At 42.3% G+C, this 23,376-nt stretch carries 18 protein-coding genes; 3 read left to right on the top strand and 15 right to left on the bottom strand.

From position 1 onward, the window contains the following. Window positions 1-33: 33 nt before the first annotated feature. On the top strand, window positions 34-846 hold the full coding sequence (locus F0361_RS09075; RefSeq protein ID WP_154918120.1) for a DNA/RNA non-specific endonuclease: 813 nt from the start codon (window positions 34-36) through the stop codon (window positions 844-846). On the opposite strand, the gene rodA is transcribed toward F0361_RS09075, so the two are convergent. From rodA to miaB, 14 genes are all read right to left on the bottom strand, one after another. Next, the gene (gene rodA, locus F0361_RS09080) at window positions 843-2,123 is read right to left on the bottom strand and encodes a rod shape-determining protein RodA (RefSeq protein ID WP_154918122.1); all 1,281 of its coding nucleotides are present in this window, start codon (window positions 2,121-2,123) and stop codon (window positions 843-845) included. The genes F0361_RS09075 and rodA overlap by 4 nt on opposite strands. Continuing rightward, window positions 2,113-3,981 (bottom strand): penicillin-binding protein 2, encoded by a 1,869-nt coding sequence (mrdA, locus tag F0361_RS09085; protein WP_154918124.1) that lies wholly within the window; start codon window positions 3,979-3,981, stop codon window positions 2,113-2,115. The genes rodA and mrdA overlap by 11 nt, the downstream gene beginning before the upstream one ends. Next, a complete protein-coding gene (gene mreD, locus F0361_RS09090) occupies window positions 3,978-4,487 on the bottom strand; it encodes a rod shape-determining protein MreD (RefSeq protein WP_138257100.1) in 510 nt (169 codons plus the stop codon). Before mreD ends, mrdA begins: the two co-directional genes overlap by 4 nt. Then, the gene (mreC, locus tag F0361_RS09095) at window positions 4,477-5,298 is read right to left on the bottom strand and encodes a rod shape-determining protein MreC (protein ID WP_138257101.1); all 822 of its coding nucleotides are present in this window, start codon (window positions 5,296-5,298) and stop codon (window positions 4,477-4,479) included. The genes mreD and mreC overlap by 11 nt, the downstream gene beginning before the upstream one ends. Window positions 5,299-5,337: 39 nt before the next feature. After that, the gene (locus tag F0361_RS09100; RefSeq protein WP_138257102.1) at window positions 5,338-6,366 is read right to left on the bottom strand and encodes a rod shape-determining protein; all 1,029 of its coding nucleotides are present in this window, start codon (window positions 6,364-6,366) and stop codon (window positions 5,338-5,340) included. Window positions 6,367-6,422: 56 nt separating this feature from the next. Further along, a complete protein-coding gene (gene purH, locus F0361_RS09105; RefSeq protein WP_154918126.1) occupies window positions 6,423-7,955 on the bottom strand; it encodes a bifunctional phosphoribosylaminoimidazolecarboxamide formyltransferase/IMP cyclohydrolase in 1,533 nt (510 codons plus the stop codon). A 91-nt stretch (window positions 7,956-8,046) separates the two neighbouring features. Next, complete coding sequence (locus F0361_RS09110; protein ID WP_154918128.1) at window positions 8,047-8,496, bottom strand: GAF domain-containing protein; 450 nt, start codon at window positions 8,494-8,496, stop codon at window positions 8,047-8,049. A 491-nt stretch (window positions 8,497-8,987) separates the two neighbouring features. Further along, a complete protein-coding gene (gene groL / locus F0361_RS09115; RefSeq protein ID WP_138257105.1) occupies window positions 8,988-10,619 on the bottom strand; it encodes a chaperonin GroEL in 1,632 nt (543 codons plus the stop codon). 117 nt (window positions 10,620-10,736) lie between these two features. Next, window positions 10,737-11,015: a co-chaperone GroES gene (locus F0361_RS09120; protein ID WP_138257106.1), complete on the bottom strand. Its 279-nt coding sequence runs from the start codon at window positions 11,013-11,015 to the stop codon at window positions 10,737-10,739. A gap of 144 nt (window positions 11,016-11,159) precedes the next feature. Beyond that, the gene (gene secG, locus F0361_RS09125) at window positions 11,160-11,519 is read right to left on the bottom strand and encodes a preprotein translocase subunit SecG (RefSeq protein ID WP_138257107.1); all 360 of its coding nucleotides are present in this window, start codon (window positions 11,517-11,519) and stop codon (window positions 11,160-11,162) included. Between the two features lie 5 nt (window positions 11,520-11,524). Beyond that, window positions 11,525-12,427, bottom strand: a complete 903-nt coding sequence (locus F0361_RS09130) for a hypothetical protein (RefSeq protein WP_154918130.1) — start codon at window positions 12,425-12,427, stop codon at window positions 11,525-11,527. A 2-nt stretch (window positions 12,428-12,429) separates the two neighbouring features. After that, on the bottom strand, window positions 12,430-12,951 hold the full coding sequence (locus tag F0361_RS09135) for an LptE family protein (protein WP_138257109.1): 522 nt from the start codon (window positions 12,949-12,951) through the stop codon (window positions 12,430-12,432). A gap of 64 nt (window positions 12,952-13,015) precedes the next feature. Next, entirely contained in the window at window positions 13,016-14,287 is a 1,272-nt protein-coding gene (locus F0361_RS09140) for a sigma-54 interaction domain-containing protein (protein WP_154918132.1), read from the bottom strand. Window positions 14,288-14,400: 113 nt separating this feature from the next. Beyond that, on the bottom strand, window positions 14,401-15,846 hold the full coding sequence (miaB, locus tag F0361_RS09145) for a tRNA (N6-isopentenyl adenosine(37)-C2)-methylthiotransferase MiaB (protein ID WP_154918134.1): 1,446 nt from the start codon (window positions 15,844-15,846) through the stop codon (window positions 14,401-14,403). Between the two features lie 229 nt (window positions 15,847-16,075). On the opposite strand from miaB, the gene F0361_RS09150 reads away from it, so the two are divergent. Beyond that, the gene (locus F0361_RS09150) at window positions 16,076-17,344 is read left to right on the top strand and encodes an LVIVD repeat-containing protein (protein WP_154918138.1); all 1,269 of its coding nucleotides are present in this window, start codon (window positions 16,076-16,078) and stop codon (window positions 17,342-17,344) included. 192 nt (window positions 17,345-17,536) lie between these two features. Here the strand turns inward: F0361_RS09150 and F0361_RS09155 are convergent, their stop codons facing one another. Beyond that, window positions 17,537-20,683, bottom strand: coding sequence for a WD40/YVTN/BNR-like repeat-containing protein (locus tag F0361_RS09155; RefSeq protein WP_154918140.1), 3,147 nt, complete (start codon window positions 20,681-20,683; stop codon window positions 17,537-17,539). 175 nt (window positions 20,684-20,858) lie between these two features. Between F0361_RS09155 and topA the strand changes: the two genes are divergently transcribed. Further along, entirely contained in the window at window positions 20,859-23,348 is a 2,490-nt protein-coding gene (gene topA, locus F0361_RS09160) for a type I DNA topoisomerase (RefSeq protein WP_154918142.1), read from the top strand. Window positions 23,349-23,376 lie beyond the last annotated feature (28 nt).

The raw sequence follows: 23,376 nt of genomic DNA on the forward strand, positions 1-23,376 counted from the left end.
AAAATCTTACAAATTTGTGGTTACCTTTGAAGGATGTCCAGATATCGTAAAAATAGCACTATTTACTCCATTTTAATAGTGATATGCATCGTTGGGTTTTGGGTATTTGAGAACTTTTACACCCCGGATACCTATTCAAAAAACAATGATGAAAATGGGGCAAGTTCCTTTCCTTTGGAGTATTTGCCCAGTTCCACAACCGGCGACATCGTACACCATTCCTATTACTCGCTGTCCTATAACGAACCTTTTGAGCAAGCGGAATGGGTGGCCTATGAATTGGACAAGAAACATTTGACCTATGATGATAGGGACAGGCCCTACTTCATTGAAGATCCCTATGTAAAATCCAAGTCGGCAGATTGGCGCAACTATAGGGGTTCAGGGTACGATAGAGGCCACTTATGTCCGGCCGGTGACCGTAGGTTTTCGGAACAAGCGTATAATGAAACATTTTATACCAGTAATATAAGTCCGCAGGACAAGGACTTCAATGCCGGTGTTTGGAACCGCTTGGAGATGCAAGTACGTCAATGGGCGAAACGCTACGGAAAAGTGATCGTTATAACGGGCGGCGTTCTGGAACCTGGTTTACAAGAAATAGGGGAGGAAGCTGTTGACGTTCCTAAGAAATTTTACAAAATAGTAGCTCGTAAGGAAAGGGATAGACTTAAGATTCTTGGGTTCTTGATTCCCGGGGTAGAACAGCAACGGCCCTTGGAAAGCTTTTGTGTGGCGGTGGATAGTATTGAATCCTTAACAGGAATCGACTTTTTCAAGGAGTTGAATACGGGACTTGCGGAAACATTGGAAAGTTCCGTGGCCAGCCACGATTGGAAGTTTTAAAAATTTTCCTTCAATCTGTTGGTGTCCAACTTTAAAAATATAAATAACAAAAGGGTAAAGAAAAGAAGTCCGGAGCCCCCGTAACTGAAAAAGGGTAAGGGAATACCTATGGTAGGTAGAATTCCTATCACCATACCTATATTGATAAAATAATGTACCAAAAGAACCGATATCACACCATAACCGTACATTCTGGAGAACCCATTTTTTTGACGTTCCGCTAAGTAAATCAGTCGTAAAAAGAGGATTGAAAACAAAATGATTACCGTAGCGGTACCCACAAAGCCCCATTCTTCCCCAATGGTAGTGAAAATGTAATCCGTGTCCTGTTCCGGAACAAAATCACCCTTGGTACGAGTTCCTTCCAAAAAACCTTTTCCTGATAGACCTCCAGATTCTATGGCCTTTTCGGACTGATAGGTATTATAGCCAATGGTCTTTCGTATTTCCTCCAATTTTTCTGGGTCTTTTTCCAATCGCAACCATAGGCTAAATCGATCTCTGTGCCGCTGTTCAAAAAGATTATTGAAAACAAAATTCACTGACAATGAGAAAAGAATAACCACAATAGATCCTATTATGATGGGAATAATGGGAACTTTTAGGGTTTTTCGTTTTAAAAGAAAAAACAAAACGATCAACAGCGATAGCCCAATGGTCAACCAAATGGTCCCGAACATCAGAGTGATTATAAAGATCAAAATCAGTGTAAAGCCTATGCCCAAATAATAAAGCGGGAGTCCTTCCCTAAAAATCACGAATACAAGGGAAAAGAATACGAGGGCACTTCCTGGATCCGGTTGGGGAATGATAAGCAACGCTGGAATAAGTATAATCAATAATGCATACAATTGGTCCTTTACTCGCCTTAGGTCGGTCTGGATATCGCTTAGGTATTTTGCAAGGGCAAGAGCGGTGGAGACTTTTGCCAATTCCGAAGGTTGAAAATTAAAAAAACCCAGGTCGTACCATGAGGTGGCTCCCGCAATGGTTTTGCCAAACACGAACAATCCCAAGAGGGATACCATGGTCAAAAGATAGAATAGACTTGCAAAGCGCTCGTAAAAGTTTGCTTCTAGGGCTAGTACCACGATAATGGTTACTAAGCTAACAATTATAAAAAAAAGCTGTTTCCCAGATCGCGTACTTAAATCAAGAAGGGAGGTTTGTTCATCGCTAAAGGTGCTGGAGTATATGTTAATCCAGCCGATAAAGACCAGTGCTAAGTAAATAAGAATCGTAAGCCAATCTATTCTCCTTAGAACCTTACCAAACACGTTCGTTTATTTTAAATTCCTCACCACTATAAGGTTTGGCATATTCATGTTCCAAGGTCTTCTCCAACATCTTCTTCTCCAAGTCCTTTCTGGTAATTTCGCCTTTCAGGTATTTCTCTATCATTAATGAGGCTATATGACCGGCATACCTAGAACCGAAGTACCCATTTTCAATATAAACGGCAATGGCAATTTTGGGGTCGTTTACCGGCGCAAATGCCACGAATACCGAGTGGTCCGTTAACTGGGTGCGTACTCCGTCAATCTTGGTGAAATTTTCTGCAGTACCTGTTTTTCCCGCGATTTCGATACCTGGAACCTGTAACCATCGTGCCGTCCCCTTTTTGTAAACATCTGCCATACCTTGCACTACGGGTTCAAAATGTTCCCTATCTATTGTGGTGTACTTGGGCTCCGTGAATTTTGGATCTGTAATATCCTTCCCTTCTATTTTTTTGAGGATATGGGGTGTATAGTAAAAACCACGATTTGCAATGGCCGCTGTCATGTTGGCCAATTGCACGGGGGTCGCCAGGACTTCACCTTGACCAATGGAATTTGAAATAATGTAGGAAGAGCTCCATCTATTGTCCCCGTACCACTTGTCATAATATTCCTTACTGGGGATCCTCCCTTTTTGCCCAAATGGCAGATCATACCCTAGGTAATCGCCCAGTCCGAAACTTTTCATATGGTTTTCCCAAACATCCATGGCATCATCCGTGGTGTCGAACTTTTCAAAAATCTTGCGAAAGGTACCTGCGAAATAGGCATTGCAGGATTGGTAAATACCACTGTTCAAATTACGAAGCCCACCACCGCAGTGACAGCCGCGTTTCTTTTTACCTACGTAAAAACCATTATAACATTGAATGGTGGTTGATTCGTCCAAAACCCCCTCCTGTAAGGCAATAAGGGCATTCAAGGTCTTGAAGGGGGATCCTGGCGGTTGTTGCGCGTGAATGGACCTGTCCCATGTTGGATTCGCAATGGTGTCGTTGTAGAGTTCCGTATAGTTTTTGGAACGTTGTCTACCTACCAGTAGGGACGGATCATAGGTAGGCCCAGAAATCATTGTCAATATTTCACCCGTTGCAGGTTCAAGCGCAACGATACCACCACGTTTGCCTACCATCAATCGTTCACCATATTCCTGTAGGGTCTTGTCCAAAGTAACGCTTATCTGTTTTCCTTGCTCTGGAAGGGTATCCAGTGAACCATTTTTGTACGGACCAATGTCACGGTTAAATCGGTCTTTTTGAATATACTGCACCCCTTTTCTTCCTCTCAATTGCTCCTCGTAGTACCTTTCAACCCCGGTTCTACCTCTAAGCTCCCCTTGTATGTAATATTTGTTTTTTGCCAAGTCACCTTCGTTTACCTCACTGATATAACCCAACACGTTTGCCGCACTGGGCGTATCATAATATCTTAAGGAACGCTTTTGTATGTAGAAGCCTTTGTACTTACGCATTTTCTCCTGCAATTTGGCATAGTCTTCCTTTGAGAGTTGAGGGACCAGTACGGAGGGCAGCCTTGGGGAATATACCCTGGCCTTTGTCAGCTTTTCTACGAATGTATCGGTATCGATACCCAGCATTTCGCAGAATTCAAGGGTATCCAAAGGTTGTACTTCACGGGGTATGACCATGACATCATAAGCAGGGTCGTTACCTACCAGGAGATTACCGTTCCTATCGTAGATATAACCTCTTTCTGGATAGGTGTAAACCCTTTTTATACTTGGGTCTTCAATAACCTGATCGGGAGAGAAGCTGAATATCTGCAAATAGGACAGCCTACCTAAAAAGGTAATTCCTATGATTACGATAATCGATGAAAGTAAGACTCTTCTCATTCCTTCCTGGTACTGAACAATGAACTAAACAATAAGCACAAAATAATGGATGCCGTCCCAATAGCGATACTTTTTTTGAAGATCAGCAAGACATTCGCAAAACTAAAAATCTCCAGCGTAAAGTATATAACGTGATGAACCACAATTAATAACGCTAAAAAGGTGAATTGTTGTGCCTTGGTAGCACTATTTAACTTAAAACTTTGAAACTCATAATTCACACCAAAAACGAACCGCATAATTGATGGTCTTAAATAGGCTATGGTAACCGTAGCCGCTGCATTCAAGGCCATGGTATCCGAGAAAACATCGATTAAAAGACCGAGTAAAAAGCAAATCAAAATAAAGGTAGTCCTGTTCTTTTTTATAGGGTACCAATAAAGAAACAAAACATAGACCATCGGATTTATAAAACCAAAGAAGTTCAACCTATTGAATACAAGTACTTGTACCAAAATCAATAGCACGAACCTTAAAACGTTTATAAAGAAAGTGCTATTGATCATTTGATTCCGTTTCTTCCTGAAGTTCCAAAATTTCCTCCCTGTTCAGGTTTTTTATTATATAGACATTGTTGATATTGGTCATGTCATTAAAGAGGGAAACATCTATGCGATAAAAGTTCTTGGAGGTGTCCAAGTCGAATTTTTTTATAATCCCAATGGGAATATTTTCGGGGAAAATACTGCTCATAGCCCCTGTTACAATCGTGTCTCCAATGGTGAGCTGAACCAATCTTGGAATATCAATAAGCTGCACCGTGTTATAGTCCTTGGAATCCCATATCAAGGAACCAAAGTGGTTGGAATTTTTGATTTTGGCATTGATGTTGGATTTTTCGTTCAGGATGCTCTGAACTGTAGAAAATCCGTTGGATGTATTTTCTACGATACCAAGTATCCCTCTGGTAGTGATAACACCCATATCCTGTTCCACGCTATCCTTCCTGCCTTTGTTTATGGTAATGTAGTTACGTTGGTCAGCATAGCTGTTCTTTATAACCCTTCCACGTACTACCAAATAATTACGCTCCAAGGAATCCAAAGGTTGGATGGCTTCGGGTTTTTTGTTGTAAAGCTGATAACGCAATCGCTGGTTTTCCCGTAAAAGCCTCTCGTTTTCCTCCCTTAGGCCAAAATATGAGGTTGTGTTATCAAAAAAAGCGTAGATGGTGCCCGAAACGTAATTGGCAGAGTTCAGAAACCGGGATTGATGATAGGAATGGGACTGAAACGTAAAAACTAGGGAAATGAATAGCAACAAAAGGTATAACAGGAATATCTTATACCGAATCAGAAAATTTATAATCTGTTGCATTCACTTCTAAATTTTCACTTAAGGATTCTATATTGGTAATTACTTTATCAATATGCTCTTATATCTTTCCAGGTTTTTAAGGGCGATACCAGTTCCGCGAACTACTGCCCGTAGTGGATCTTCTGCGATGTACACGGGCAAATCGGTCTTTTGTGAAAGTCTTCTGTCCAATCCTCGCAACATAGACCCGCCACCGGCCAAGTAAATTCCCGTATTGTAGATGTCGGCCGCCAATTCCGGTGGTGTTTGGGATAAGGTTTCCATGACCGCATCCTCCACCCTTAAAATGGACTTGTCCAAGGCCTTGGCAATTTCCCGATAGGATATTTGTACCTGTTTTGGTTTCCCGGTCAAAAGGTCCCTTCCCTGTACGGATTTTTCCTCAGGGGGAGATTGAAGGTCTTCCGTTGCCGAACCGATTTCAATTTTTATGGCCTCCGCCGTACTTTCGCCCACATATAGGTTATGTTGGGTTCGCATATAATAGATAATGTCATTGGTGAAAACGTCACCTGCAATCTTTACGGATTTATCACAAACGATACCACCCAAAGCAATGACTGCAATCTCTGTGGTACCCCCACCTATATCCACGATCATATTGCCCTTTGGCTGCATAATGTCCAAGCCGATACCTATGGCCGCAGCCATAGGTTCATGTATTAAATAAACCTCTTTTCCGTTCACCCTTTCCGCAGACTCCTTTACGGCCCGCATCTCAACCTCCGTAATGCCTGATGGTATACAAATGACCATTCTTAGGGCAGGTGGGAACCATTTTTTCTTAAGTGCCGGAATGTTCTTTATGAACATATTGATCATCTTTTCAGATGCATCAAAATCCGCAATTACACCATCCTTTAAGGGCCTAATGGTCTTTATGTTTTCATGGGTCTTTCCTTGCATCATGTTGGCCTCTTTACCAACGGCAATTATTTTTCCACTGATTCTGTCCCTAGCAACGATAGAAGGACTGTCTACCACGACCTTGTCCATGTGGATTATTAAGGTGTTAGCCGTACCTAAATCGATGGCTATTTCCTCGGTCAAGAAGTCAAAAAATCCCATATAATACTGTTTGGTTATGGATTAGGGGGTGCAATACATCGACAAAAGTAGTAAAATTAATGCTTAAAATGACGTGTGCCGGTCATCACCATTGAAATTCCATTTTGGTTGCAATAATCGATACTTAGTTGGTCTTTGATTGAACCACCTGGCTGTATTACGCTGGTAATACCAGCTTTGTCCGCTATCTCCACACAATCTGGAAACGGGAAGAAAGCGTCACTGGCCATAACGGCTCCCTTTAAGTCGAAATTAAAGGAGTTTGCCTTGTGAATGGCCTGGTTTAGGGCATCCACCCTAGAGGTCTGGCCCGTTCCGCTAGCACATAGCTGTTTGTTCTTGGCCAAAACAATCGTGTTCGACTTTGTGTGTTTGCAGATTTTGGAGGCGAACAAAAGGTCTTCAAGTTCCCTTTCGCTCGGTTTTGAGTGGGTAGCGTTTGTCAAATCAGATACTGTATCGGTTTTATGGTCCTTTTCCTGAAGTAGAATACCGTTCAAGCATGTTCGCACTTGCATTTCAGGCATGCCTACCTCGTTCTGTACTAAAATGATTCGGTTCTTCTTTCCTTTCAGTATTTCCAAAGCATCCTCAACATAGCCTGGCGCAATCACAACTTCGCAAAACAGTTCATGGATTTCCTCCGCAGTATCCTTGTCTATTTTTTGGTTGCTTATCAATACACCGCCAAAAGCGGAAACCGGATCTCCGGCCAATGCATCGATATAAGCTTGGTGCAAGGTCTCTCGTTGTGCCAATCCACAGGCATTGTTATGCTTTAAAATAGCGAAGGTTGGGGCCTCGTTCTTAAACTCGAGTATCAAGTTTACCGCTGCATCCACATCCAGCAGGTTGTTATAGGAAAGTTCCTTGCCATGCAACTGGGAGAACATGGCATCAAAATCTCCAAAGAAGAATCCTTTTTGATGTGGGTTTTCTCCGTAGCGTAATACCTTCCCTTGTGTTTCGCTCACTTTTAATGCTGCAATATGATGGTTCTTGTTGAAATAGTTGAAAATAGCGGAATCATAATGGGAAGAAACATTGAACGACTTCGCTGCGAATTTTTTCCGATCTCCCAAAGTAGTGGCTCCTTCATTTTTGGATATGATTTCCAAAAACTCGGCATAATCCTCCATGGAAGAAACACATATTACGTCCTTATAGTTTTTGGCAGCCGCTCTGATCAATGAGATACCTCCAATGTCAATTTTTTCAATGATATCTTGTTCCGATGCGCCACTGGCCACCGTTTTTTCAAAGGGATACAGGTCCACGATTACGATATCCAATTGGGGAATTTCATATTCCTTCAGTTGTGCCACGTCGCTTGCATTGTCCTGTCTATTGAGAATCCCACCAAAAACCTTGGGGTGCAGGGTTTTGACCCTTCCGCCTAATATGGAAGGATAGCTCGTCACGTCCTCAACGGGTATGACATCGATTCCCAAATCCTTTATGAACTTTTCGGTTCCTCCCGTGGAATATATGGTAATACCAAGTTCTTGAAATTTTCTCACGATAGGTTCCAGACCATCTTTGTGGAATACTGAAATTAAGGCCGAGGAGGCTTTTTTTGAGCGACTCATTATAGGATACTTATGGGTTTGATTAAGGCAACAAAAGTACCCTTTTTAGGAGTAAAAAGAGGTCGAGTTTATCAACAAAAAAAGGAAAGTTTTAAAGAATTTTAGCGACCTCCCCGTTCACGAATTCCAAAAACCGTTCATCATCTTCGGTGAAGGGATCCAAGGTATTGGAATCTATATCGATTTGCCCAATATTTTTACCGTTGACGAACAAGGGTACAACGATTTCTGATTTGACGGTGATGCTGCAGGCGATGTAATTGTCCTGGGCCTTTACATCGGGTACCACAAAGTTTTGGTTGCTTACTGCCACCTGTCCACAAATGCCCTTTCCAAAAGGAATGACAGTATGGTCCGTAGGTGCACCTGCATAGGGCCCCAACTTTAATTCCTCTTTATCACCGTTCTTAAAATAAAAACCCACCCAATCATAATGTGTTACTTCTTTTTTTAGTAGTTCGCACACTTCCTGAAGTTTTGCATCCACATCATTCTTGGATTTTAAAATTGATAGGACCTTGGGTTGTAAAGAAGTAAACATATTCGACTTTTTTTGGCAAAATTGGGGTTAAACAATTAGAAATACAATTGATTTGGCTTAATTTTTTGAAACATTAAAATGTTATATAAATAGTAGTAAATCAACATCTTAAAAGTGTTTTTCCGGTGAGATAAATCAATTTTAGTTAATATTTTCTTAACAAAAATATCATGGATCACAATCTGAAATACATTCGTGTAAATTTCTATAAATTAGATTTCAATGTCACAAGCAAAATCAGCTGGTAAGCCAGCTGCAAAGCCTTCACCAGCTAAGGCTGGCAAAAAGGCTGCTCCAAAAGCTGCTCCTAGAAAGAAGTAGTCGTGTTCGGACCTATGGGATAGGCCCTTACCTTTGGAAAAAGAAACCACCTTCTGTAAAGAAAGAAGGTGGTTTTTTTATGGCTTAGAAACAAAGAAGCCGTTCAAAACTTAGCTTTTTGAACGGCTTTTTTTGGTTATCTAAGTCCCCTTTTGGGATTTAGGGGCTTATTACATCATGCCTGGCATACCGCCGCCGCCCATTGGAGGACCTGCGGGAGCATCTTCCTTAATGTCAGTTAAGGCACATTCCGTAGTCAAGATCATTCCTGAAACAGAAGCTGCATTTTCCAAAGCAACCCTTGTCACTTTTTTGGGGTCTATGATACCTGCTTTCATCATTTCAACAAATTGATCCGACTTGGCGTCATATCCATAATCACCTTTTCCTTCCAAGATTTTGGCGACTACAACGGATCCTTCACCTCCTGCATTTTCTACGATTGTCCTTAGTGGTGCTTCAATGGCCCTCGCTACGATTTGAAGACCAGTAGCTTCGTCGTCGTTTTCAGTGCTAACTTTTGCCAGTACCGATTTCGCTCGTACCAAAGCAACACCACCACCGGCTACTATACCTTCTTCAACGGCAGCCCTTGTAGCGTGCAAGGCATCGTCCACGCGGTCTTTTTTCTCTTTCATCTCAACCTCGGAAGCTGCACCTACGTAAAGAACGGCAACACCACCAGCCAATTTTGCCAAACGCTCCTGTAGCTTTTCTTTATCGTAATCAGAAGTGGTGGTCTCGATTTGAGATTTAATTTGGTTTACCCTTGCTTTGATATCTTTGGCAACACCACCACCGTTTACGATAGTCGTGTTGTCCTTATCGATCTGTACTTTTTCACAAGTACCCAGCATATCGATGGTTGCATTGTCCAAGGAGAAGCCTCTTTCTTCTGAAATAACGGTACCTTTTGTTAGGATGGCGATATCCTCCAACATTGCTTTTCTTCTGTCTCCAAAACCTGGTGCTTTCACTGCGGCAATTTTTAGAGATCCTCTTAATTTGTTCACTACCAAGGTAGCCAAAGCTTCACCGTCAACGTCCTCGGCAATGATTAAAAGAGGTTTACCAGACTGGGCAACTGGTTCCAATACAGGAAGCAAATCCTTCATGGAAGAGATTTTCTTATCGAACAATAGGATGTAAGGGTTATCCAATTCCGTAACCATTTTTTCTGAATCGGTTACAAAGTATGGGGACAGGTATCCTCTGTCGAATTGCATACCTTCTACAACATCCACATAGGTGTCCGTTCCTTTGGCTTCCTCAACAGTAATTACCCCTTCCTTACCAACTTTGCCAAAAGCCTGTGCTATCAAATCCCCGATAGCATCATCGTTATTGGCCGAAATAGATGCAACTTGCTTGATTTTTTCAGATGAATCTCCCACTTTTTTGGCCTGTTTTGCCAAGTTTTCAACAATAGCTTCCACGGCTTTGTCGATACCTCTTTTCAAATCCATTGGGTTTGCTCCGGCAGCAACGTTTTTAAGTCCTTCCTTAACAATTGCTTGGGCAAGAACGGTAGCGGTAGTAGTCCCATCACCGGCCAAATCGTTTGTTTTGGAAGCGACCTCTTTTACCATTTGGGCACCCATGTTCTCTAGGGCATTTTCCAATTCAATTTCTTTTGCTACGGTCACACCATCTTTTGTTACTTGTGGAGCTCCAAAGGATTTACTGATAATTACGTTCCTTCCTTTTGGTCCCAAAGTTACCTTTACAGCGTTCGCCAATGCATCCACGCCTCTTTTGAGTCCGTCTCTTGCATCGATATCAAATTTTATGTCTTTTGCCATGTTTTTAATTTTTTAGCTTTTTGATCAAAGGCCATTTGCCTTCAAACCTAATTAAAATATTCTATTAAACTTTCTTTGATTGGGCCAAAGGCCAATGGCCATTGGCGAGGGTGTCATTTATATGATCGCTAAAATGTCACTTTCGCGCATCATCAAGTAATCGGAACCTTCCAACTTTAATTCGGTACCGGCATACTTTCCATAAAGAACGGTATCACCAACCTTAACAGTAACTTTTTCGTCCTTGGTACCAGGTCCAACGGCAACTACCTTACCTCTCTGTGGTTTTTCTTTTGCCGTGTCCGGAATGTATATACCTGACGCAGTTTTTGTTTCAGCTGCCATTGGCTCTATAAGAACTCTATCAGCCAATGGTTTGATATTAATTTTAGCCATAATATTAAAATTTTAAATTGATTTTTTAAGTTTCACACAGTATAGGCAGAAATTATGCCATTACCTAAAAACTGACACATTGTAAAAACAAAAATGCCAGCTTGTCACAAAGCTGGCATTTTATATCTATTTTTTGAGTCTTGATTACAAGCTGTCGTTTGCTGCAGGCTCATTTGTGGCAGGTGGGGTAACTTCCTCCGGCAATGTCTCCGGAACGGTAGTCTCAAAATCATCGCCCTGTAACAATTTGGAATCAGCATCGCCAAAGTTTCCTTTTAGGGCAATGTTGGAAGCCAAAATCAATACCACCAGCAAGCCGGCCAACGTCCAGGTGCTCTTGTCCAAAAAGTCACCGGTCTTCTTTACGCCTCCCACAACTTGATTTCCACCACCACCAAAAGAAGACGATAACCCTCCACCTTTGGGATTCTGTACCATAATTACCAATACCAATAAAAAGCAAACTATGATAATCAGTATCAGGAATATTGAAAATGTACTCATTATAATTACTTGTTTTCTTGTTGAATTTTTTGCACCGATTTTATTCGGTCTGCAAAGAAACCACTTTTTTCCGGATATTTCAAACTTAAAATTTTGTAGGCCTGTATGGCTTTTTTGTATTTTTTTTGCTCCAGATAGACCCTTGCCAAAGTCTCCGTCATCAATTCATTTTTGTCGATTTTGATGGAGTCCTTGGGATTGAAGGTTGTCTTGATATTTTCCTTGGGAACTATTTTTGGATTCTCCGCAATGAACTTATCGATGCGTGCGAATTTATGTTTTTTAGGGTCGGTTTTTTTGGCGGGCTTTTCCTGTGTAGTTTCTTTTGATTGTTCCTTTTCTTTGGACGTTCCTACTCTTTCTTCCCTGTCGATTTTTTTCTTGGAAGCTAATTGAAGCCATTCCGTAAAGGAATATTTTTCCTTTTTGTCAAAGTCAAGTGGCTTGCCCATGTCCAAGGACTTGGCCTCTTTTTTTAGTTCTTCTGAGGGTTCCTTGGTGGTGAAAATATCGGGGTCTAAAATGTGTTCCGCGTCATGGATATCCTGTGGTAAGGGTTTATCTTCTGATTCTTCGATCAGTTGTTTTTCATTTTTGGATATAACAGGCAGTTCATAAGACGCTTCATTTTCGGCAGCCTCCTTGGGGGTAGGCGCATCATAGTTTAGGAAGTCCTTAGAGGTTATAAAGTCAAAAAGTACGTCCCTATTCGCAGTATAAGCCGCCGTAATCTTTAAGTTCTTATTGTATTTGTAACTGTTGAGGTTTTTTAACCCCTTTAAATGCAGTGCCCTGGCCGCCTGAAAATACGGATATTCCGCAATGATATCTTCCAATTGCTTGGTCTGCAACGGGTCCACAACTTTGTTGGGATGCTCAAGGAAATATGTAAAATCCGTAATTGTCATGGTTACCAATCTGCCAAGGAAGCGTTAAAAATATCTTGGGTGATACGTTCAAAAATGACTTCGTGAGCTTCGTCCTTTACCGCAGCTAACTGTACGTTGGCGGGATAGTCATAAAAAAAGGAAAAACTCTGGTCAAAATCCGCATCGGGATTGTTCCTGTTGTAAAATCTTGCTTTCACCCTTATGGAAAGTCGGTTTTGGGCCGCGGTCTGTTGCGCCGTGGCCGCCATGGGCGAAATTCGATATTCCGTTATCTCACCTTCGTACAATAAATCGGCATTCCCATTGTTCACCAGATCCAAACTCGACTGATCCAATATCCTATTCTGTAAGGCCTGGGTGAAATCCCGGTCCATTCCGGGCTCAAATATGGAACCTGGACTTTGCGTGGCATAATTCTGAAAATAGTTTACCTGAAAGGTTTCCGCGTCTATGGGTCCTGCCCCCGTGAAATTATAAATACCACAGCTGCTCGCCAAAAAGAAGGGCAGTAGGAGCCAAATTAATTTTTTAAGTGTGTCCAAGGTTTTAATTTGTTTCAGGTTTCAGGTTTCCGTTTCTTCGGTCGTTTTTCCTTGCTTTCTCAAATCAAAGATCGTATTGCTTTATTTTTCTGTACAAGGTGCGTTCCGATATTCCCAGTTCCGAGGCAGCGGCCTTTCTTTTGCCCCTATTTCTGTCCAGGGACTTTTTGATCAGTTCAATTTCCTTTTCCTGTAAAGATAAGGTTTCCTCTTCCTCAATTTCCTCCGCAAAATGATATTTGTCCTCCTGGGGCATAGGAGTGTAGGTCCTTTCTACCTTGGGCTCCGGAAGACTTAGCACTTCCAGGGAAGAGACTTCCTGTTCCTCTATTTCCTCCTCTTGTTTATCGCCATAGATCTTGCGTATGAGGTTTTCATTTTCCTTTTGCACTTTTTGGCTGTCATTGTTCTTCAAAAGTTCCATGGTCAACTTTTTAAGGTCGTTGAGATCGCCCTTCATGTCGAACAACACTTTGTACAAAATTTCACGTTCATTGCTGAAATCGCTTTCGGACTTTTTATTACTGACAACGGCCGGAAGGTTATTGCCCACATTATGTGGCAGGTAACCATGGAGCGTTGCCGCATCTATGGAGCGGTTTTCTTCTAATACGGAGATCTGTTCCGCTATGTTTCTTAGTTGACGGATATTTCCCGGCCATCTATATTTTAACAACAAATCTACGGCACTGTCCTCCAAACGGATGGTGGGCATCTTGTATTTTTGTCCAAAATCCGAAGCAAATTTTCGGAACAACAGATGGATATCCTCCTGCCGTTCCCGCAAGGGAGGAATATTGATTTCCACCGTACTTAACCTGTAATATAGATCTTCCCTAAATTTTTCCTTTTTTATGGCCTCGAACATGTTCACATTGGTCGCGGCCACAATACGAACGTTGGTTTTCTGGACTTGGGAGGAACCTACCTTCAAAAATTCGCCATTTTCCAAAACCCGAAGCAGTCTTACTTGTGTCGTTAAGGGGAGTTCACCAACTTCATCTAGGAAAATGGTACCTCCGTCCGCCACTTCAAAATAACCGCTCCTTGTTTGGGTAGCTCCGGTAAAGGCGCCCTTTTCGTGTCCGAACAGTTCACTGTCGATCGTACCTTCAGGAATGGCCCCGCAGTTTACGGCGATGTACTTGGCGTGCTTTCTGTGCGAGAGGGAGTGAATGATTTTGGGAATGGATTCCTTGCCCACACCACTTTCTCCCGTTACCAAAACGGATATATCCGTAGGCGCTACCTGAATAGCCTTCTCAATTGCGCGGTTCAGTTTAGGGTCCTGACCAATGATTTCAAATCGTTGTTTTATGCTTTGTATGCTTTCCATAAACTCGATAATCGAGATTAAAATATTCCGATATTTCGGTCGGAATAAAACTTGAATTATTTATAGGTTCTCCCTTAGGTTGCCCAGAATACCTTTGCTATTCCGTTTTCAACTCAATTATTGTGTGAGTATCCAACGGCTTTGCCCAATAATGTAGCCGATGTGCAATCCTGCATTTCTACCATTACATAATCCCCAACCTTATAATGTTCCTTGGGAAAAACGGCCACGGTGTTTTGCGAGGTTCTTCCCATCCAATGCGCATCGGATTTCTTGGAAGTGCCTTCGACCAACACCTCTTTTGTCTTCCCTAGATTGGCCTTTATCCGTTCCAAGGAATGCTGTCTTTGCAATTCGATGATTTCCGTTAGCCTACGTTTTTTTGTCTCTTCGGGTACATCGTCCCTTAGCTTACGTTCTGCCAAGGTTCCCGGTCTTTCAGAATAGGCGAACATGAATCCGTAGTCATATTTCACATATTCCATCAGAGTTAGGGTATTTTGGTGGTCTTCCTCGTTTTCCGTGGGGAATCCCGCGATCATGTCCTGTGAAATCCCACAATCGGGAATTATGTTCCTAATGTTATCAATAAGTTCAAAATACTCTTCCCGGGTATGCAGGCGGTTCATCGCCTTTAAAATCCGATTGCTTCCGCTTTGCACCGGAAGATGGATGTAATTACAAATATTTTCGTATTTCGCCATGGTATGGATGACGTCCAAGGTCATATCCTGCGGATTGGAAGTGGAAAACCTGATTCTCATTTTTGGCTGTGCCAACGCCACTTTTTCCAATAACTGGGAAAAGTTCACCGCCATAGCCTGCTCCATTTCTGTGGCTTTTTTAAAGTCTTTTTTCAAGCCTCCACCGTACCAGAGATAACTGTCCACATTTTGTCCCAATAGGGTCACTTCCTTGAACCCCTTGTCCCATAGATCGTTGATTTCTTCAATAATGGATTGTGGATCTCTACTTCGTTCCCTTCCACGTGTAAAGGGAACCACACAAAAGGTACACATATTGTCGCACCCCCTGGTAATGGAAACAAAGGCGGTAACTCCGTTGGAGTTCAAGCGCACAGGCGCGACATCCCCATAGGTCTCGTCCTTGGAGAGTATTACATTTACGGCATTCCTACCTTCATCAATTTCTTGAATGAGGTTTGGCAAGTCCTTGTATGCATCCGGACCAACCACCATATCCACAATTTTTTCCTCTTCCAAAAACTGATGCTTCAATCGTTCCGCCATGCATCCCAAGACACCCACCTTTAAATGCGGCCGATCCTTTTTGATGGCGTTGAACTTTTCAAGTCGCTTGCGAACGGTCAATTCAGCTTTTTCGCGTATGGAACAAGTGTTCACCAACACCAAATCCGCATCCTCCAAATTTTGTGTGGTGTTGAACCCTTCCTGGGCCAGAATGGAGGCTACGATTTCACTGTCTGAAAAATTCATCTGACAGCCATAACTCTCTATGTATAAATTCCTTTTGTTTTTGATGTTAGCTTGGGTCCTTAGCGCGGAACCTTGCACGCTTTCGTCAATTATTTTCTCCATAATGCCTCCAAATACCATTAAATATTGGGTGGGCAAAGATAGCATTATATTCAAAAATATGACAAGATGACAGTTTAATTTAGCTTTAATTTATAGTTTGAATTATTATAAATGGAATGTCATTCGTTTAGATGTAGAAAGAAATGGGTGCAAATTTTTTTATTTTGGAATACGCAACTAGAAAGCCCTTTTTGTATCTAATAATTGAAACAAATAAACCACTAATGCAATGAAAAAGAGTATACTACTGTTGCTTTTATTGGCTGCGCTACCTTTCGTATCCTGTGATGACGATGGTCCATATGAGGACTATTTGGTAGCACGCCCCATTTTGGAAGATGCCATTTCATTTAAGGCCGAAGCCATAGATATTATCGACCCAATTCCTATACAGACATCGGGGAAAATTTATGCCTACAAGAATTATATTTTTATTAATGATGTAGGTAGCGGATTTCACGTCATCGACAATCAGAACCCTTCCAACCCACAAAATATTGCCTTCATTAAATTGGAAGGAAATAACGATATTTCCATTAAGGACGATAAACTATTTGCCGATAGCTATGGGGATCTCGTCATTTTTGATATTTCCGATATCAATAACATTCAATTGACCAGCCGTATGGTAAATGCCATATACAAGAACTATGATGTTTGGATACAGAATGTGGAGTTTCCCCAGGCCGATATTTATGACTACGGCACTATCGATTACGACAGGTATGTGATCGTTGGTTGGGAAGTGAAAATGGAGCGAAGACCGGTTTCTGAATATGAAGAACAATTCAGATGCGATAACTGTGAATTTAGAAATTTCGATAACGTTGTAAACACTGCAGAAAGTAATGTGGGCCAAGGTGGTTCCCTCGCTCGGTTCAAGATTGTGGGCGACTATCTGTATGTAGTGGATTATAGCGACCTGAATATTTTTGATATCTCAAATTTGGAAACCCCTACCGCTTTGGAAGATGTATCCGTAGCTTGGGACATAGAGACGATATTTAACCAAGGTGAAATTTTGTTCATAGGTGGAAGACAGGGCATGTACATCTATGATATTAAAGACCCTGCCAAACCTGAATTCGTTTCTGAATTCAGACATGGAACTGCGTGTGACCCTGTGGTAGTGGACGGTAACTTCGCCTATGTGACCTTAAAAGGCGGGGATTTTTGTGGTAATACCGAGAGCGGTCTTTACGTGGTGGATATATCCGATTTAAAAAATCCTGATTTGAAGGTGATTTATCCTATGTTCGGTCCCAATGGACTGGGTATAAAAAGGGACAAACTCTTTATTTGTGATGGAAGCGATGGGCTTAAGGTCTTTGACAAGAGTAATGCTCCCAACATTACCCAACTCAACCATTTCCCTGATATCGAAGCCTATGATGTTATTCCTTTGGAAAACACCTTGTTGATGATTGGAGGAGGTACGTTACGGCAATATGAATATTTGGAAAATGATATCCAGTTGATAAGTACTTTTGAGTTGTAATCAACAAATAATAATAATAAAAAGGGAAGCACATAGAGCTTACCTTTTTAATTAAAATAGTATGTAACCGGTTATTGGCACCGCCAAATGATTTAATATGCCAAGGCCTGCCTGCCTGAACGCTTGTCGGGCAGGTCTCGAAATTAAAAGGTCGTTTCCTACGATCCCCTCGTGGGCTTGCCCTATGTTAGTTTACTCCAATGAAATCATCTTGATTTTGCTTTCTTGCACTTTGTTATTTAGGTTTTCCACGTATTCCTGCATCAATTTATTCAGGTTTTCGATTTCAACATTCAATTCTTTTGTTACTACCTCAAAGAATTCTTTGGCCTGTTTTGTTGGAGGCTGATCACCTCTTTGGGAATCGGCCAATAAAAACGCAAGCCGATTGTTTATTCGGATTCCATAATTCAAAGGGTCCTGTCTACTTTGGTTTTTGGTCATATGGATGTTGTTTTCGATTACCGTTAATTTCGACTCAAATTCTTTGATGAGTTCCTGCATTGCGGTATCCTCTTTGGTTTTCTCCTTCAAATAATCCAAATCGCTTTTTACCTTTCTGATTGAAATGATGGCATTGTTCGCACGGCTAACCTGATTCCGTACTCTAATCAGAAAATCGAACTGATCTTGTAGTTCTTCTTGCGTTATTTCCAGTCTTGGATCTTTTAGAATGGTAAAGTCCCGTTCCTGCACCTGTCCATTATAGGTTAGCCTTACCTTATAGTTTCCGGGCACGGCTTTTGGGCCTATGTTGGGCGATGAATAAAAAATCATTCCCTTAAAGGCATCAAAACCGGGATATCTCATGTTCCAAACGAGTCGGTTGCCACCGGATTTTACTTTTAAAGTTTTAGTGGCCGAAGGATTCAAATTATCGGCAATGGCCTTGTTAGAGAAACTTTGTATGATATCTCCATTGGTTTCCAGAATATCGATTTGTACGGAATCTGTCTCTTTGAGGTCTTTAAGGTAATAATTTATGATGGTACCATCTGGATGGTTTTCCCCTTCCAATTTTACATTTCTATCGTCCCCATCACCAGATTGATACATCCTATAGGAGCTATCGGGTTTATACATGTAAAAATCACTGTTGGCAACCTCCTGCGACAATTGATGTAACGGGGTGAGGTCGTCAATCATCCAAAAGCTTCTACCATGGGTAGCGGCGATGAGGTCGTTATCCCTCACATGAAGGTCTCGTATGGAAGTTATGGGCAAATTCAGCTGAAAAGGGGACCAAGATTTGCCATCATCAAAGGAAATGTACATGCCCCATTCCGTTCCGGCATAGAGGAGACCCTCCTTCACCTTATCTGAACGTATAGCCCTTGTATAATATTCTCCCGGTATTCCATTGGTGATCAATTCCCATGTTTTTCCATAATCCTCCGTTTTGTAGAGGTAAGGTGTATAGTCGCCAAACTTATAGGACGAGGCGGCTACATAGGCCGCTCCTTTTTTAAAGGGACTTGCATCGATACAATTGATCATATTCAATTTTGGGGACATATCCAAAGGAGGGGTTACGTTCTCCCAATTCTCACCATTATCCCTTGTTACATGGATAAGTCCATCATCACTACCGGTCCATAGTACCCCTTCCTCCAATGCCGATTCCGATATTACAAAAATATTCGAATAGAATTCCGCACCTGTATTGTCCTGGGTAATTGGGCCACCACTTGATTGTATGGTCTCAGGGAGACCTCTGGTCAAATCCGGAGATATGGTCTCCCAGGACTGTCCTCCATCTGTAGTCATGTGTAAATAGTTGGATCCCGCATAGAGTTTGTTTGAATCGTGCATGCTAAAAGTAACGGGATAGTTCCAATTGAAGCGGTATTTCATAACCTCGGCCCCGGATCCGGCAGGATTGTCCGGCCATACGTTAGTAGACCTTTCTTGGCCTGTGCTATGGTCCAATCTGTTCATGTATCCTTTATAGGTTCCACCGTAAACAATATCATTGTTCATTGGATCAGGGGCCAAATGAGCACTTTCGCCTCCGGCGGTAGGTTCCCAATCTCTTTCCGTAATGGCACTTCCCGCGGTTCTATGGGCTATTCGGATGGCCGTATTGTCCTGCTGCGCACCATATATGCGATAGGGAAATACACTATCCGTCGCTATTCTGTAGAATTGGGCGGTGGGTTGATTGTGGTAGGTAGTCCAATTGTTTCCGCCATCATTTGAGATTTGTGCTCCCCCATCATCGGCAATGGCCATTCTCAAATTGTTGTTGGGATCTATCCAAAGGTCATGATGGTCCCCGTGGGGCGCGTTCTTTAAAGTAAAGGTTTTTCCTCCATCCGTAGATACCCCGTAACTTACGTTCATTACATATAGCTTATCCACATTTTGTGTGTCCGCATATATTCTGGTGTAATACCAGGCGCGTTGTCTTAGGGCACGGTTTTCATTTATCTTGTCCCAAGTCTTACCGCCATCGTCCGATCGGAAAAGACCGCCCTCTTTCGCTTCGATTAAGGCCCAAACCCTTTTTGAATCTACAGGTGATACCGTTATTCCAACAATGCCCCAGGGAAATCCAGGTAAACCAGAATTTGTTGAGATATCCGTCCAAGTATCCCCACCATCGATACTTTTGTACATTTTGCTATCTGGGCCCCCACTATCCATACGGTAGCCATTTCGTTTCATTTCCCAAGTTGTGGCATACAAAATTCTTGGGTTATTGGGGTCCATGATAAAATCGCCGGCACCTGCCTTGTCGCTTATATAAAGTATTTTTTCCCAGTTCGCGCCACCGTCCAGTGTACGGTAAACGCCTCTTGTTTCGTTTGGTTTCCACAAGTTTCCTAGGGCGGCCACATAGACAATGTCCGAATTTGTTGGATGTATCCTAATGCGCGCAATGTGTTCAGACCCTTCCAATCCAATAAACTTCCAAGTCTCCCCGGCATCCAGACTTTTCCACATACCATGGCCTGAGGAAACGTTCCCCCGCAAGGTTTGTTCCCCTTCTCCTACATATATAATGTTAGGATCGGACTCGGATACGGCAACGGTCCCTATGGAACCTCCAAAAAAGCCATCTGAAATGCATTCCCATGAATTACCAGCGTCGGTTGTTTTCCAGACACCACCACCCGCGGTCCCCATATAATATAGATTTGGGTCATTGATAACACCGGTTACCGTTCCGGCCCTACCACCTCGAAAGGGTCCCACCAAACGCCATTCCATCCCTTGATATAGTGACTGGTCAAACTGCACGCCCTTTACTTTGTTGTTTTTTCGCTGGGCAAATGCTTCCTTTGCGGGTAGGTAAAAAAGCAAGCACAATACAACTAGGAAGTAGTTCTTTTTCATTTTAGGTCGGTTTTTGAATTAATTCTTCTAAAAATAAGAAAACAAATCTTTCCAATTCATAGCTAATCATCAATTCTTTGATTTCATGTAATTCTTTGAAATTACCCTGAAATAAAAGGACTCAAATTTTAAAGTATAAATTTTAGTATACATTTGTATCCATAAAAATCAATGCATGGCCAAGAATTTAGTTATCGTCGAGTCCCCGGCAAAAGCAAAAACCATTGAGAAATTCCTAGGAAAGGATTTTAAGGTAGAATCCAGTTTTGGACATATTGCCGATTTACCCTCCAAGGAATTGGGCGTAGATGTGGAAAACGACTTTACACCAAAATATATCGTTGACAAGGAGAAAAAGGCCCTGGTCAAAAAATTAAAGGATTTGGCCAATAAAGCGGAAACTATTTGGTTGGCAAGTGATGAGGACCGGGAGGGAGAGGCCATATCCTGGCATTTGGCGGAAGAATTGGGCCTGGACAAAAAGAAGACCAAAAGAATCGTTTTTAACTCGGTCACCAAAGCGGCCGTACAGCGGGCCATTGAAAACCCCAGGGATATAAACTACAATCTCGTAAATGCCCAACAGGCCAGAAGGGTCTTGGACCGTTTGGTGGGATATGAACTATCGCCCGTGCTTTGGAAGAAGATAAAACCAGGCTTGTCCGCCGGTCGTGTACAATCCGTAGCGGTCAGGCTGATTGTTGAGCGGGAACGCGATATCGAGGCCTTTACACCGGAAGCCTCGTTCAAGGTTTCTGCGGAATTCCAAACGGAATCGGGCAGCGTTTTTCAGGCGAAGTTGGGCAAGGCCTTTGATTCCAAGGAAGAGGCAAATGCCTTTTTGGAACAAAATATCAGGGCCGAATTTTCAGTTGCCAAATTGGACAAAAAACCGGCCAAAAAATCCCCATCGGCACCCTTTACAACCTCAACCTTGCAACAGGAAGCTTCGCGAAAGCTTTATTTTTCAGTGGGAAGAACCATGCAGGTGGCACAACGATTGTACGAGGCCGGACTTATTACCTATATGAGAACGGACAGCGTGAATTTATCAGGGGAAGCTATAAATTCGGCAAAAGATGCCATCATAAAAAACTACGGCGAAAAATACAGTAAAGTCAGGAACTTTACAGGAAAATCCAAAGGAGCCCAAGAAGCGCATGAGGCCATCCGACCTACGGATATGTCCAACCAATCTCCTTCCCTGGAACGTGATCAGGAAAAATTATATGACCTTATTTGGAAAAGGACGGTCGCGTCACAAATGAGCGATGCCGAGCTGGAACGGACCAATGTTCGTATCCAGGCAGATAAACATTCCGAGGAATTCACCGCCAATGGTGAGGTCATCAAATTCGATGGTTTTTTAAAAGTATACTTGGAGGGTGTTGATGATGAGGATTTGGCAGAAGAGCAGGACGGTATGCTACCAGCCATGAAGGTAAACGAAATCCTTTATAATAATTATATCACCGCCACGGAACGGTTTACAAGACCTCCCTATCGATTTACCGAAGCTTCTTTGGTCAAAAAGTTGGAGGAATTGGGAATAGGAAGGCCTTCGACCTATGCACCTACTATTTCTACCATATTAAATAGGGGGTATGTTGAAAAGGGAACCATTGAAGGTACGGAAAGAAAATATGTCCAGATGGTTCTTGAGGCAAATAAAATAAAGGAAAAGAACCTTACAGAAAATGTAGGTTCCGATAAGGGTAAAATGGTGCCAACGGATATTGGAACCATTGTCACCGACTTCCTTGTGAGCAATTTTGGAAACATTCTGGATTACAACTTTACGGCACAGGTAGAGGAGGATTTCGATGAAATTGCCACGGGCGAGGAAGATTGGAAAAAAATGATGAAAAACTTCTACAAGGATTTCCATCCCAATGTCCTTGATGTAGAGGAAAATGCGGATAGGGCGAGCGGCGAACGCGTTTTGGGCAAAGATCCCAAAACTGGCAGACAGGTGTCCGTTCGTTTAGGAAGGTTTGGACCCATGGTGCAAATTGGAACCGTGGAGGAAGAGGAAAAACCGCTCTTTGCAAGTCTTCTGCCAGATCAGTCCCTGAATACCATAACGTACGAGGAGGCCATGGATCTCTTTAAACTTCCCAGAAAATTAGGAGTTTATGAAGGTGAAGAAGTAGAGGCGAACGTGGGCAGGTTTGGCCCTTATGTGCGCTTTGGCAAAACCTTTATTTCCCTGCCCCAGGATGAAAGTGCCATGGAAGTTGAAATGGAGCGTGCCATTGAACTCATCAAGGAGAAACAAAAGGCCGATGCGCCTATTGCCAATTATGAGGGTGAGGACGTTACAAAAGGTGTTGGCCGCTTTGGCCCTTATATCAAATGGAACGGAATGTTTATCAATGTCAACAAAAAGTATGATTTTGATAATCTTTCCCAGGATGATATTGAGGAATTGATAGAGGACAAAAAGAAAAAGGAACGGGAAAAGGTAGTGCAGAACTGGCCGGAAAAAGGTATCCGAATCGAAAAGGCACGATGGGGTCGCCATAACATTATTAAAGGAAAGATTAAGGTGGAGCTGGCCAAAACGGTAGACGTTTCCAAAATGTCCTTGGAACAAGCTGCCGAACTCATAGAAAAAAAGACACCCAAAAAAAAGACCAAAGCGAAAACTAAATCAAAAAAGTAGTATAATTTTGAAAATAGTGAAGCAGCAA

The sequence above is a fragment of the Maribacter flavus genome, assembly GCF_008386635.1.
Classification (GTDB): domain Bacteria; phylum Bacteroidota; class Bacteroidia; order Flavobacteriales; family Flavobacteriaceae; genus Maribacter; species Maribacter flavus.

Bases quoted from the DNA above. Each gene is read 5' to 3' on its own strand.
- secG (WP_138257107.1), bottom strand. From the start codon at position 11,519: ATGAGTACATTTTCAATATTCCTGATACTGATTATCATAGTTTGCTTT.
- mreC (WP_138257101.1), bottom strand. From the start codon at position 5,298: ATGCAACAGATTATAAATTTTCTGATTCGGTATAAGATATTCCTGTTA.
- F0361_RS09155 (WP_154918140.1), bottom strand. From the start codon at position 20,683: ATGAAAAAGAACTACTTCCTAGTTGTATTGTGCTTGCTTTTTTACCTA.
- groL (WP_138257105.1), bottom strand. From the start codon at position 10,619: ATGGCAAAAGACATAAAATTTGATATCGATGCAAGAGACGGACTCAAA.
- F0361_RS09120 (WP_138257106.1), bottom strand. From the start codon at position 11,015: ATGGCTAAAATTAATATCAAACCATTGGCTGATAGAGTTCTTATAGAG.
- F0361_RS09150 (WP_154918138.1), top strand. From the start codon at position 16,076: ATGAAAAAGAGTATACTACTGTTGCTTTTATTGGCTGCGCTACCTTTC.
- topA (WP_154918142.1), top strand. From the start codon at position 20,859: ATGGCCAAGAATTTAGTTATCGTCGAGTCCCCGGCAAAAGCAAAAACC.
- F0361_RS09075 (WP_154918120.1), top strand. From the start codon at position 34: ATGTCCAGATATCGTAAAAATAGCACTATTTACTCCATTTTAATAGTG.
- mreD (WP_138257100.1), bottom strand. From the start codon at position 4,487: ATGATCAATAGCACTTTCTTTATAAACGTTTTAAGGTTCGTGCTATTG.
- mrdA (WP_154918124.1), bottom strand. From the start codon at position 3,981: ATGAGAAGAGTCTTACTTTCATCGATTATCGTAATCATAGGAATTACC.
- purH (WP_154918126.1), bottom strand. From the start codon at position 7,955: ATGAGTCGCTCAAAAAAAGCCTCCTCGGCCTTAATTTCAGTATTCCAC.
- F0361_RS09110 (WP_154918128.1), bottom strand. From the start codon at position 8,496: ATGTTTACTTCTTTACAACCCAAGGTCCTATCAATTTTAAAATCCAAG.
- F0361_RS09130 (WP_154918130.1), bottom strand. From the start codon at position 12,427: ATGACAATTACGGATTTTACATATTTCCTTGAGCATCCCAACAAAGTT.
- miaB (WP_154918134.1), bottom strand. From the start codon at position 15,846: ATGGAGAAAATAATTGACGAAAGCGTGCAAGGTTCCGCGCTAAGGACC.
- F0361_RS09100 (WP_138257102.1), bottom strand. From the start codon at position 6,366: ATGGGATTTTTTGACTTCTTGACCGAGGAAATAGCCATCGATTTAGGT.
- F0361_RS09140 (WP_154918132.1), bottom strand. From the start codon at position 14,287: ATGGAAAGCATACAAAGCATAAAACAACGATTTGAAATCATTGGTCAG.